The 12,632-nt window shown below is 62.6% G+C and carries 11 protein-coding genes and 1 pseudogene; 11 read left to right on the forward strand and 1 reads right to left on the reverse strand.

The annotated features are described in order from the left end of the window. Positions 1-23 precede the first annotated feature (23 nt). The 10 genes from AWB80_RS40580 (at position 24) to AWB80_RS40625 (ending at position 10,684) form a co-directional block, all read left to right on the forward strand. Complete coding sequence (locus AWB80_RS40580; protein ID WP_061180249.1) at positions 24-1,016, forward strand: SDR family oxidoreductase; 993 nt, start codon at positions 24-26, stop codon at positions 1,014-1,016. Positions 1,017-1,018: 2 nt separating this feature from the next. After that, the gene (locus tag AWB80_RS40585; RefSeq protein WP_087132019.1) at positions 1,019-2,800 is read left to right on the forward strand and encodes a glycoside hydrolase family 15 protein; all 1,782 of its coding nucleotides are present in this window, start codon (positions 1,019-1,021) and stop codon (positions 2,798-2,800) included. 82 nt (positions 2,801-2,882) lie between these two features. Next, entirely contained in the window at positions 2,883-3,860 is a 978-nt protein-coding gene (gene coxB / locus AWB80_RS40590) for a cytochrome c oxidase subunit II (RefSeq protein ID WP_061180261.1), read from the forward strand. Then, positions 3,857-5,842, forward strand: coding sequence for a cytochrome c oxidase subunit I (gene ctaD, locus AWB80_RS40595; protein ID WP_061180252.1), 1,986 nt, complete (start codon positions 3,857-3,859; stop codon positions 5,840-5,842). Before coxB ends, ctaD begins: the two co-directional genes overlap by 4 nt. Next, complete coding sequence (locus AWB80_RS40600) at positions 5,839-6,453, forward strand: cytochrome c oxidase subunit 3 (RefSeq protein WP_061180253.1); 615 nt, start codon at positions 5,839-5,841, stop codon at positions 6,451-6,453. Before ctaD ends, AWB80_RS40600 begins: the two co-directional genes overlap by 4 nt. Positions 6,454-6,455: 2 nt before the next feature. Beyond that, the gene (locus AWB80_RS40605; RefSeq protein ID WP_061180254.1) at positions 6,456-6,893 is read left to right on the forward strand and encodes a hypothetical protein; all 438 of its coding nucleotides are present in this window, start codon (positions 6,456-6,458) and stop codon (positions 6,891-6,893) included. Next, positions 6,890-8,212, forward strand: a complete 1,323-nt coding sequence (locus tag AWB80_RS40610) for a cytochrome c (protein WP_061180255.1) — start codon at positions 6,890-6,892, stop codon at positions 8,210-8,212. Before AWB80_RS40605 ends, AWB80_RS40610 begins: the two co-directional genes overlap by 4 nt. A gap of 36 nt (positions 8,213-8,248) precedes the next feature. Next, positions 8,249-8,857 carry a ParB-like protein gene (locus AWB80_RS40615; RefSeq protein ID WP_279628694.1) on the forward strand — a complete coding sequence of 203 codons (609 nt, stop codon included), beginning with the start codon at positions 8,249-8,251 and terminating at the stop codon, positions 8,855-8,857. A 130-nt stretch (positions 8,858-8,987) separates the two neighbouring features. After that, on the forward strand, positions 8,988-9,368 hold the full coding sequence (locus AWB80_RS40620) for a DUF2231 domain-containing protein (RefSeq protein WP_244207033.1): 381 nt from the start codon (positions 8,988-8,990) through the stop codon (positions 9,366-9,368). Next, the gene (locus tag AWB80_RS40625) at positions 9,365-10,684 is read left to right on the forward strand and encodes a PQQ-dependent sugar dehydrogenase (protein WP_061180258.1); all 1,320 of its coding nucleotides are present in this window, start codon (positions 9,365-9,367) and stop codon (positions 10,682-10,684) included. Before AWB80_RS40620 ends, AWB80_RS40625 begins: the two co-directional genes overlap by 4 nt. A gap of 165 nt (positions 10,685-10,849) precedes the next feature. On the opposite strand, the pseudogene AWB80_RS45700 reads toward AWB80_RS40625, so the two are convergent. After that, positions 10,850-11,157 (reverse strand): annotated as a pseudogene (locus AWB80_RS45700) (IS1634 family transposase); the annotation flags it as partial. 376 nt (positions 11,158-11,533) lie between these two features. On the opposite strand from AWB80_RS45700, the gene AWB80_RS40630 reads away from it, so the two are divergent. Beyond that, positions 11,534-12,013, forward strand: a complete 480-nt coding sequence (locus tag AWB80_RS40630) for a hypothetical protein (protein ID WP_061180259.1) — start codon at positions 11,534-11,536, stop codon at positions 12,011-12,013. Positions 12,014-12,632: the final 619 nt, after the last annotated feature.

Below are 12,632 nucleotides of genomic sequence, written 5' to 3' on the forward strand. Positions count from 1 at the left end.
CAAGACAAGGATAGGGTGTGGGTATGAACAAGCCGCAAATTGTGGTCATCACGGGCGCCACAGCCGGTGTGGGGCGTGCTACGGCGCTTGAATTCGCCCATCGCGGCGCCGACGTTGCACTCATCGGCCGCGACGAACACGCGCTTGAAGAGACGGCGGCCGACGTGCGGGCGCTGGGCGTGCGGGCTCTCACCCTCCCTCTCGATGTCAGCGCGACAGGGGCACTCGACGATGCGGCGGCGCAGGTCGAAGCTAAGCTTGGGCCCATTGATGTCTGGGTGAACAACGCGATGGTGACGGCCTTCGCGCCTTTCGCCGAGATGTCCGAAGCGGACTTCAAACGGATTACCGACGTCACGTACCTCGGTTTCGTGTGGGGCACCATGGCTGCGCTCAAGCGCATGGCGCCGCGCGATCGGGGGGTGATTGTGCAGGTTGGATCAGCGTTGGCGTATCGCTCGATCCCGCTGCAATCCGCCTACTGCGGCGCAAAGCACGCCATTCACGGCTTCACCGATTCGCTGCGATGCGAACTGCTGCATGCGAAAAGCCGCATTCATTTGACGATGGTCCAAATGCCCGCCTTGAATACGCCGCAATTCGATTGGGCCAAGTGTGAGCTGCCGCATGCCCCGCGTCCGGTCGCGCCGATCTACGACCCTGAGGTCGCAGCGCGTGCCATTTACTGGTCGGCCACGCACCGCCGGCGTGAACTCTGGGTGGGCGCGCCATCAATCAAGGCGATCGTCGCAAATATGTTGTTTCCATGGTTGCTCGATCGGTATCTGGGGCGCACGGGCTATGACGCGCAGCAGGATCCATCGCTCGATTCGAACGGAAGGCCCAACAATCTGTGGGAACCGATGAGCGCGCTGCACCGCGTACGAGGCCGCTTCGGGCAACAATCACAGCACGTGAGCCCGATGCTATGGGCCGACACCCATCGTGGCCTGCTCGTCGGTGGGGCGCTCGCGCTTGCCGCGTGTCTGGCATGCTCCGCGCGGCGCCGGAGCTAGTCATGGCCGCGCGCATAGAAGACTACGCTCTGCTTGGCGACGGGCACGCCGCCGCCCTTGTCGCCAAAGATGGCTCGATCGATTGGCTATGTTGGCCCACGTTCGAGTCCAGTCCCTGTTTTGCTGCGCTGCTCGGCGACGCATCCAACGGCCGCTGGTGCTTTGCGCCTGTCGAGCCGGTTCAACACGTGAAACGTCAATATCTCGGCGATTCGCTGGTGCTCGAAACAACTTTTGAGACCGCCAGCGGCGTCGTTGAGATGACCGATTGCCTTGCGTGGTCCGAGGTCCCTCCTCGCCTCGTACGCAGCGTGCATTGCGTGGCCGGACACGTTGCCCTCACAAGCGAATTGGAGGTTCGCTTCGATCATGGGTGCCTGAAACCCTGGTATCGCCGGGTTGGACGAAGGGTTGTCGCGGTGGCCGGTCCCCATTCAATCTGGTTCGACTGTCCTCTCGCGCCTGTTTGTGATGCGCAATCGGTGCAGGTCGAAATAGATTTGACGACCGGTGAGCGGTGTGACTTGGTGCTGACTTGCTGCCGTTCTCATGAGCCGCCACCTGCTGCATTGAACGTGGACCAGACGCTGCGTGCGACTTTGCTCGATTGGTCGCAATGGGCCGCGCAGATCGACTTGGGCGACGACCGATACGCCGACGCGATTCGGTCCTCGCTCGTGGCGCTCAGAGGGCTCACCAATCGCGTGACTGGCGGTATCGCCGCGGCGGCAACTACTTCATTGCCTGAACTGATCGGTGGCAACCTCAATTGGGACTATCGCTATTGCTGGCTGCGCGATGCGAGCTTTACGATGCTCGCCTTGTCCGGCACCGGCTTGCGCGCGCAGGCGCAAGCCTGGCGAGATTGGCTGCTGCGGGCGCTCGCCGGTGAGCCCGCGCAAGCGCAGACGGCTTATACGACCGACGGCGATCGTCACCTATTGGAATGGGAGTGTGCGTGGCTGAGCGGCTACGAGGGCTCACGCCCCGTGCGCTTTGGTAATTCCGCCGTCACGCAATCGCAGCACGATATCTACGGCGAGCTCATCGACGCACTTTACGTCTCGAGATGCCATGGCATGCCGCCCGGCGACGAAGTCTGGTTTCTGGAATGCGCGCTCATCGAGCATGTGCGGCGCATCTGGAGAGAGCCGGATAACGGGCTATGGGAATCGCGCGGAGCACGTCAGCACCATACGCTTTCGAAGGCGATGGCGTGGCTCGCACTGGATCGGGGCATCAAGAGCGCGCGGCGCACTGGCCAAGACGCGCCCATCGACGAGTGGAAACGCGACGCGGCCGAAATCCGCGAGAGTGTGATCACGCAGGGCTTTCACCGCGACGTGAACGCTTTCACGCAAAGCTACGGTAGTGATCGGCTGGACGCGAGTCTGTTGCTCCTGCCCTTGCGCGGCTTTTTGCCAGCCGATGATCCTCGTGTCGTCGCGACGGTCAACGCCATTGAGAAGCGCTTGATGCATGATGGCCTAGTGTACCGCTTTCCGGGCGATCAGGGACTCGGTGCAGGCCAGCCGGAAGGTGCCTTCATCGCCTGCAGTTGCTGGCTTGCGCAGGTCTGGGAAATGCAGGGCCGGCATGAGAAGGCCAGGAGGTTGTTCGAACGGGTGCTTGAACTGCGAAACGATGTTGGACTGCTCGCCGAGGAGTTCGATACGGCTCTACAGCGCCAGTGCGGCAACTTTCCGCAAGTGCTCTCCCATGTCGCATTCATCAACGCCGCCCGCTTCTTCGACGACGCGGGTCATTCGCTGCACGCACTCTGAGACGGTCACGAGCATGAACGACGGCGCGTCCAACGGCACAACCACGAGACGGAGGATCGGCGCGCATACCGCGCTCGGACTGATGTTGATCGTCCGTCCTGTGATCGTCAGTGCAGACGCGCCACTCAATTATTTTCTTTACGCCGATGGTCCCGCCGCGACGCCGACCATGCTTCTCGGCTGGACGCTTGCGGCACTTGCCGGTGTCGTCGCGCTGCTCTTCGCCGTCCTGCTGATTGGCGCGATCGTGCGTCCTCGGTCGCCCATGGAACGCGATGCGCGATATGTTCACGCCGAAGGCGGTGGACTGCACTGGGTGTGGATCGGCACTGCGATTTCGTCCGTGGCGCTGTTCGCCGTGCTCGCCTATATGCTCGTCACGCTCGAATCCGTCGCGTCGCCCGCGCGTCGGCCCGCACTGACCATCACCGTCACTGCATACGACTGGTGGTGGAAGATCGACTACCAGGGTGCAACAGCGGTAACGACCGCGAATGAGATTCACATACCCGTTGGCGAGCCGGTGAAGATCGAACTCAAAAGCGCGGATGTCATTCATGCGTTCTGGGTGCCGCGTCTGGCCGGCAAGACGCAGACGATTCCTGGTGTCGTCAATGAGCAGTGGATTCAGGCAGATCGTGCGGGCGTCTATCGCGGTCAGTGTTCGCAGTTCTGCGGCGCGCAGCATGCGCATATGGCCTTCGAAGTGATCGCCGAGCCGCGCGCGCAGTTCGATGCCTGGTACGCGTCGCAAGCGAAGCCTTACGCGCCTGTGAGCGCCGCCGCCGACGTACATGAAGGCGCCGCGTTATTCAAGGAGCGTTGCGCGGGCTGTCACGCCATTCGCGGCACCGATGCCGACGGCCGGCAGGCGCCCGATCTCACGCATTTGAATTCTCGCCGGCTCATTGCTGCCGGCACGCTGCCCAACACGTCGCAGAACCAGCTCGACTGGATACGACACGCGCAACGCATCAAACCGGATTCGCTGATGCCGTCGATCGACCTTTCCGCCACCGATGCCGCGGCGCTGACGGCATACCTTCGGACACTGCAATGACCGAGCACGCAGCTTCGCCTGCCCCGCTACGATGCACGCTCACGCTCGGCCGTATCGAGCCCGGCAGCGTGGAGGAACGCGAACTGCGCGATCTCTGGAAGACGCCGCCCGGCTGGCGCGGCTGGCTTTCCACGGTCGATCACAAGCGCATCGGCCTGCGCTATCTCGTCACGGCGTTCGCGTTCCTGATCGCAGGCGGCATCGAAGCGCTCATCATGCGCGTGCAACTGGCGCGCCCCGACGCGCATGTGCTCTCGCCCGAGCAGTACAACCAGCTCTTCACGATGCACGGCATCACGATGATCTTTCTCTACGCGCTGCCCGTGCTTTCCGGCTTCTCGAACTATCTGTGGCCGCTGATTCTCGGCGCGCGCGACATGGCGTTTCCGCGCCTGAATGCGCTGTCGTACTGGATCTTTCTGTTCGCGGGTTTCTTTCTTTATGCGAGCTTTCCGTTTGGCGAAGCGCCCAACGCCGGCTGGTTCAACTACGCACCGCTCGCGGGACTTACCTACAATACCGGCCCGAACATCGACATCTACGCGCTCGGCATGGTGCTGCTCGGCATCTCGACGACAGTCGGATCGATGAACTTCGTCGTCACCTTCCTGCGCATGCGCGCGCCGGGCATGTCGCTCGATCGCGTGCCCGTGCTCGTGTGGGGCACGCTGACCGCGTCGGGCGCGAACCTGCTCGCGGTGCCATCGGTGAGTCTCGCGTTCTTGCTGCTGTGGCTCGACCGGCGCATCGGCACACACTTCTTCGACGTGGTCAACGGCGGCCGTGCGCTCCTCTGGCAGCATTTATTCTGGATCTTTGCGCATCCATGGGTCTATGCGGTGGTGCTGCCCGCCATGGGCATCGTCTCCGATGCGCTGCCAGGGTTTTGCCGCAGGCCGCTCGTCGGCTATCTGCCCGTTGCGCTATCCACCGTCGCGACGATGGTGGTCGGCTTTGTCGTGTGGATTCACCATATGTTCGCGACGGGCATCCCGGCGCTCGCGCTGTCGTTCTTCGGCGCGGCGAGCATGGTCATCGCGATTCCGAGCGCGGTCGCGACCTTCGCGTGGATCGCGACCATCTGGACCGGACGTCCCGTGTTCCGCGTGCCCTTTCTGTACTTCGCGGGCTTCGTGTTCCTGTTCGTGATCGGCGGCCTCTCGGGCGTGCTGACGGCCGCCGTGCCACTCGACTGGCAGCTTACGGACACGTACTTCGTCGTCGCGCATCTGCATTACGTCCTGCTCGGCATCAACGTGTTTCCGGTGATCGGCGGCGTCTATTTCTGGTTCCCGAAGTTCACCGGCCGCATGATGAGCGAGCGTATCGGGCGTATCGGCTTCTGGATCCTGTTCGTGGGCTTCAACGTTGCGTTCTTCCCGATGCACATCGCGGGACTGCTCGGCATGCCGCGGCGCATCTACACGTATGCGCCGGACATGGGCTGGAACACGGTGAACATGGTGACGTCGATCGGCGCGTTCGTATTCGCGCTGGGCGTGCTGATCTTCATGGTCGATCTCGCGTACAGCCTGCGCCGGGGTCCAGTTGCGGGCGACAATCCATGGGACGCGCCGACGCTCGAATGGTCCACGGCTTCACCGCCACCGCCCTATAACTTCGCGGTCGCGCCACGTGTCGCGAGCCGTCACCCGCTGTGGGAGGCGCGCATCGCCGGGAAGACACGCTCGCAACTCTCGCACGGCTACGTGCTGAACGACGGACGCGAAGCGCTCGGCACCACCGTGCTCGACGGCGAGCCCGACGTCATCCTCAAGATGCCCGAGGACTCGTATGCACCCTTCTGGCTCGGCGTCGCATCGCTCATGTTCTTCGCGGGCCTTGCGCTCACCTCGTGGTGGCTCGCCGGAATGGGTTTGCTGGGTTGCACAGCGGCCATCGTTGCGTGGCTGTGGCCACAGCGCGAACTGGGCCAGCGCGACGACAAAGCCGGGCCGTCGCAAGCGGGAGCCGCATCATGAGCGAACTCGCCGATGCCTTGCCCGAACGCACGACGCTGCCGGCCGGCAGTCCGGGCGAACGCTCGGGCGGCTGGTGGGGCTGTCTTACGCTTGTCGCCACTGAAGCCGCGCTGTTCGGCTATCTCATCTTTTCGTATCTCTATCTCGCTTCGCAGACCACGCAGCCCTGGCCGCCGGAAGGCTTGCCCAAGCTCGGCCTCGGTCTCGCAAACACGAGCATTCTGTTGTCGAGCAGCGTGTTCGTATGGGGCAGCGAGCGCTTCGTGCGGCGCGGCAGGCGCGGCATGGGTGCGCTGATGCTCGCGATCGCCATTGTGCTTGGCGTGGTCTTCGTCGCGATCCAGCTCAAGGAATGGTCGAACCATCCCTACGGCCTGACGACGCATCTCTACGGTTCGCTCTACTTCACGATCACCGGCTTTCACCTGATGCACGTGCTCGTCGGCCTCGTCGTGCTCGCCTTTCTCGGCCTATGGACCGGGCTCGGTTATTTTGATTGGGCGCGCTCGGCGGCGCTGACCATCGGTGGGCTGTACTGGCATTTCGTCGATGTCGTGTGGCTCTTCATTTTCGCAACGCTGTATCTGTCGCCCTATGTGCTCGCGAGATAGCCATGGATGACGTGTCTCCCATCCTCGACGACAAACACGGCGCACGCCCGGGCGGCATGTCGCTGACGCTTGGCCTTCTGCTCGCGCCGGGTGCATGGATCGTGCAGACAAACCTCGCGCAGACCATCGCGGCATGGGGATGCTTTCCGCGCGATCGGCCCGTCGATCGTCCCGCGATGCCGTGGCTTCAACACGGTGAAGTGATTATCGCGCTGGTCGCGCTCGCGATCGGGATGACAGGTGCTGTGATCGCATGGCGCAACTGGCGGCGTACGGGCGTACTCGCGTCGGCGATGAAGGAACGCGAGACAACCAATCGCCGTGTTGCACGGGACGCGTTCATCGCGCGCGCGGGGCTGCTGGCGAGCGCGCTCTTCGTGTTTGCGCTGATCGCCACTGACCTCGCTTGGCTCATCGTTTCACCTTGCGGAGCGCGATGATCACCATGATGTGCAATCGACGTGCGTTGCGCTGCATGACCGCGATGGCGGCGGGTTTGACGCTCGCGTGTCAGTACGCTCGCGCGCAGGACACATCCTCTGCGGAGTTGATCGCCCGTGGCGCGTATCTCGCCAAGGCTGCCGATTGCGCGGGGTGCCATACAGCGTTGCCCCAAAAAGGTCAGCCGCAGCCGCGCCCGTTCGCCGGCGGCTTGCCGATGGGCTCGCCCTTCGGCACCATCTGGTCGAGCAACATCACGCCCGACAAGGAACATGGCATCGGCGGCTACCGCTACGAGGACTTCGCACGCGTCCTGCATCAAGGCGTTGCCCCCGGCGACAAGCATCTCTACCCTGCGATGCCCTACCCTTCGTTCTCAAAAATCAATGACGAGGACACGCGCGCGCTCTACGCCTATTTCATGCACGGGGTCGAACCCGTGAACCGGGCAGCGCCGGAAACGAAGCTGCCGTTTCCGTTCAGTCAACGCTGGGCGCTCTCGCTGTGGAATCTCGCGTTCGCACCGGAAGATCCCTTCACACCAGACCCGAAACGAGATGCGCAGTGGAATCGCGGCGCCTATCTGGTTCAATCGCTTGGACATTGCGGCGCCTGCCACACGCCGCGCGGACCCGCGTACAACGAAATCGGCTATACGGAGCGATCGGATTCCTATCTGACCGGCGGAACCAACGATCATTGGTATGCGCCGAATCTGACGAGCATGGCCGGTGCGGGACTCGGCCGCATTTCGGCGCAAGACATCGCCGCGTTCCTGAAAACAGGGCACGGCGCAGGGCTCGTCACATTCGGCAGCATGGTGCAGGTAGTGGAAGACAGCACGCAATATCTCGATGAACCGGATCTGATCTCGATCGCGTCCTATCTGAAGAGTCTGCCTGCCAAGGGCGATGGCGGCGCCTACGATGCGCAATCGCGTGCCGCCCGGCAAAGCGTGGCCGCTCTTCGCACCGGCGACGAAGAGCGGCCCGGCGCAGGCCTCTATCAAACCGCCTGCGCGCGATGTCATCAGAGCGACGGCGCGGGCGTCGCGCTCAAGTATCCGCGTCTCGCAGGCAATCCGGCGGTGCTTTCGCGGCAGCCAGATTCGCTCGTGCGGCTCGTGCTTGAGGGTGGGAAGGCGCCCTCGACCGTGCATGGCCCGGAAGCCAAAAAAATGCCCGCGTTTGCCGACAAACTGACCGATACGGAGACCGCCCGCGTGCTGACGTTCGTTCGCTCGGCCTGGGGCAACGACGCGACGCCCGTGACGACGCGCGACGTAAAGCGCCTGCGCGCCGCCGTCGACACGCGGTAGTGATCCCTGAGCCCGGCATGCCCGAAGGCCGCGCTCATTTCAACGAGGGAACGCGACAGGAGAACGCTGCGCATCGACCAGTTGCACCCGACGCAGATGACGCACGGGGAGCGTCAGATTCGACAAAAGGCCGCGGACTTTCGCGAATTGAGCGTGCATGACCTGGCGATGGCCATCGCGGAGAAACCCATCGCCATCGTGCTCGGGCCGCGCGGCGAGCCGTATGTGATCGACCATCACCATGTCGCTTGCGCGCTGGCGCGCATCGGCGTGAAAGACGTGCCGTTCGTACTCGTCGAGGACTTGTCCTCGTTGTCAATCGCGGAGTTCTGGCTGACGCTGGAGAACAACGCGTGGGTCTATCCCTACGATGCGAACGCCCGGCGCATCGCGTTCAGGGACATGCCCGTGCATATGGGCGACGCGGTCGACGACGAGTTCCGCAGCCTCGCGGCTTTTGTACGCGATGCCGGAGGCTATGAAAAAACCGAAGTGCCATTGGCTGACTTCCGCTGGGCGAATCTGTTTCGCGCGCACTTCCCGCACCCTGTCGACGACGCGCAATTCGACGCGCTGATCGGACGCGCGTGCGATCTTGCACGCAGCGATGCGGGTACGGGTCTGCCGGGCTTCATCGGCGAATAGCTTTGTGGTGGATCAGGCATGGACGATGCACCTGCAATGCCATCCGCTACCACATCGAGGCAACGTCATGTCCGCCAGGCCCGCCGTCACCCGACATCCATCGAGGATCGCTCCGGCGATCTTCGAACTCATGAATCCCATCCCATACGGACTGTTTGTCGGCACGTTGATCTTCGATGTCACTTACATGAGCACGCGTAACGTGTTCTGGGGCAAGGGCGCCGCCTGGCTCGTCACGGCCGGTCTGATCATCGCCATCGTGCCTCGTCTGCTCAATCTCGGTCACGTGTGGATACAACGCCGGCGCGCCGTGTCCCGCATCGAGAAGAAGGACTTCTGGCTCAATCTGCTCGCCATCGTCGCGGCGATCGGCAACGCGTTCGTGCACGGCCGTGATGCCTATGCGATGGTGCCGGAAAACGTCGTGCTCTCCGTTGTCACCGTCGCGCTGCTGAGCATCGCGCATATCGCCATGGCGATGGACCGGCTCGATCTCGGAGGCGGCTCATGAATAAGTACGCCACGGCAGGCGCGCTCGTCGTCGCCGTTTCAGGGCTGATGAGCGGCTGCAACGAACATGCGCAGTACGACGCGGCGCATCAGGCGGGCGCCAATCCGCCGATGCCCGAGGCGCGTAATTTCTTCGCACCGCCAATGCAGGTGCCGAAATACGTGGGGTGGAAGAACGGCGCCACGCCCAAGGTCGCCGACGGTCTGAAGATCGAGATGATCGCGTCGGGACTCGTGCATCCCCGGCAGGTCTACGCGCTTCCCAACGGTGACGTTCTCGTGGCCGAATCCAACAGCCCGAACGAAGAGGCCGTGACCACGCCGAAGCAACTCATTGCGGGGCTGATCGAGAGCAAGTCCGGAAAGAAGGCGAAAGGCGCGAATCGCATCACCTTGTTGAGAAAGCCTGCCGGCGGCAGCGGCGAATGGGAGCGGCATACGTTCATCGATAAGCTACATTCCCCATTCGGCATGCAGCTTATCGGGAACACGCTCTATGTCGCCGATACCGATGCGATCCTGGCGTTTCCCTACAAGCCAGGCGAAACAAGCATAGACGAGCGCGGCGTCGAACTCGCCGATCTTCCCGACACGATCAACCATCACTGGACCAAAGCGCTGCTGGCGAGCCCTGACGGCAGGAAGCTGTACGTGGGCGTCGGCTCGAACAGCAATGTCGGCGAGAACGGGCTGGACGTCGAGTATCGGCGTGCGGACGTGCTCGAAGTCGATACCGCCACAGGCGCAAGCCGCATTTACGCGGCAGGCATCCGCAATCCCACCGGACTGCAGTGGGAACCGAAGACCGGCCAGTTGTGGGCAGTCGCCAACGAGCGTGACGAAATCGGTGCGGACCTCGTGCCCGACTATCTGACTTCAGTGAAGGAGCATGCTTTCTACGGGTGGCCTTACAGCTATTACGGCCAGCATGTCGATCCGCGCGCACAGCCGCAACGTCCCGATCTCGTCGCCAGCGCGATTGCTCCGGACTTTGCGATAGGTTCCCACGTCGCGCCACTCGGGCTGACCTTCTATACCGGCGACAATCTTCCGGCGCTGTATCGCGGCGGTGCGTTCATCGGTGAGCATGGCAGTTGGGACCGTTCGCCGCTGAGCGGCTATGTGGTCTCCTATGTGGCATTCGATAACGGCAAGCCGGTCGGCGCACCGAAGGATGTCGTCACGGGCTTCACATCGGCGGATCAGAAGGAACTGTACGGCGCGCCTGTGGGTGTGGCGCAGGACCGGCAGGGCGGCCTGCTGATCGCCGACGATGTCGGTAACGCGGTGTGGCGTGTGACGGGCGCGGGCCGATGACACGGCCTGTGACCCGCCACACGACTACGCACACGGCGCCGGTGTCAGAAGTTCGCGATGAGCACGACGCCCGCAATTGCGAACGCGGAGCCTGACCCGAACTTTGAGCGAGCGCCGTGCATAGTCCATTGATTTCTCAAGGTTATGCGCGCGTGAGCGAGACGATTACCGGGTACAGATTGCGGGGCTGACGTTGAGCAGGCGGAAGGCCTTTTCTTGTATCGGAGTCGGCCGTGTGATCATGACGATCTTCGCTTGCTGATTGAGAGGGATGTGACAGACGTTGTACGCAAGCGTAGCCAGATCATCGAGCAACGTGCGAAAGCTATGGAGCGGCAAGCCGTCCTCGCTATGCCGGGTGGCATCCTTGGCTTTCGCGTGATCCGAGCGCCGTGCTTTAGCCCCTGGTGAGACCCGCGTTGCACGGCGAATTCGACATATTTGTCATCGAACAGCATCGGCTTTAAGGTCTCCATCGTCGGTTGCGTGAGCGTCAACTCGGCGTGGCTGAGCTTCTGCAGCAGCCCAAAGAGCCGCAAGGCGGCGCGCGATCCGATGCCGGGTAAGTTTCGCGAAGTCTGCGAGTGAACGTTTCAAATGCAGCAGGGATAGATTCGAAAACCGGACAGACGGGCCGCAACTTTTGCGCAAAAAAGCCGCACTGTAGACGATTGCCTTCCTGGCGCGATCCATTTCGACCCGCTGCGTTAGAATGTGGGTCTAGCCGCCAGCTTCTCGCGGTCCTTAAAGTCTTCGCTCCTCCACCTGTTTTCAATGCCTCGCAGCGCCACCCGAACCTCCCGCAAATCGGGCCACACGATCGGCCTTCGCCGCCCGATGACTCGCTCGATGTTGCTGCCGCTGCCGGCGGCGTCGACCGAAAAAATGTCGCTTCAGATTCACCTGGCCTTAGCGGCTTGCCGCAGACCAAAGCGAGGCAACTCCTATCAGTTCAACGAATTGCTGCGGGCACTCTATATCACCTATCACCTGCAAGAAATGGGCTTTGGCACCCTGCCAATGCAAGTGTATGGGAGTGCCGAACTCGGAATGAGCGCTGCGCTGACAAACTCGAAACGCGAGCAGGCCTGGTTCATCGATGCACTGACCGCTTCACTGCTTGAACAGATTCTGGCGCTTCACGATCAGCAGTTGCGCTCGATCGCGTTTAAAGATCTAACTGCTGCGACCGAGCGCCTTGAGCGCTTCATCGGCAGTAATCGGGCGTCGCCGCTGCCCGATGCAATTCGCGCCGAAGCGCGCAAACTTGAGGCAGACCGAATCCTCCGTGAGCCTCATCCGCCTAGGCCTGACGACGAGAGCACGTAGCCCAACTTTTCTCTGGCCGGAGTGGGTCGCTCCGTGGTCCCCTTCCGTATTCTCAATCTGCAATCGCGCTTCGTCACTTGGCCCACCACGGATCCGCTAGCGCGAGCGCGTCGGGGCGTAAGCCGGGCAACTGCGGGCACATCGCTTACTTCAAAATCGACAACGGAGCTGCCGAAGCACCCGACGGCATAGTGGGCCCGTCGAAAGTGCTGCGAGCCAAATTGCCCGAAGTTGCTAGGGCGACTCGCTGTCCTGCGTGGCAGGCTGGAGCCGATAGAGTCGAGATGCGGCGCGGTAGCGTTAGGTTCGGTTTGTCTGTTGCCGCCCCTTTCGGTTGGCGGTGCCCAATTAACGTCGCCGTAGCCCCGTTTCCAAACCCCGCTCATCGAACCGGACATGCAGATCTCCCGCATCCGGCTCTCGGACAAGACATCACGCCTTCGTGCACGGCACGTTACACCCATGGCCCCGTCAGGCGCACAAGACCGAAGTGCTTATAAAGGTGCGGGCGCGGATAGCCCCCGCGCCTGCTTCGCCTGGCTTTGTACTTGTTGCGTAGCCACCGGCGCAACCGCGTCGCGGTGTAGCTGTCGATTGCTCGATATGCCCGGCTGACGCT

The organism is Caballeronia pedi, assembly GCF_001544915.2.
Classification (GTDB): Bacteria; Pseudomonadota; Gammaproteobacteria; order Burkholderiales; family Burkholderiaceae; genus Caballeronia; species Caballeronia pedi.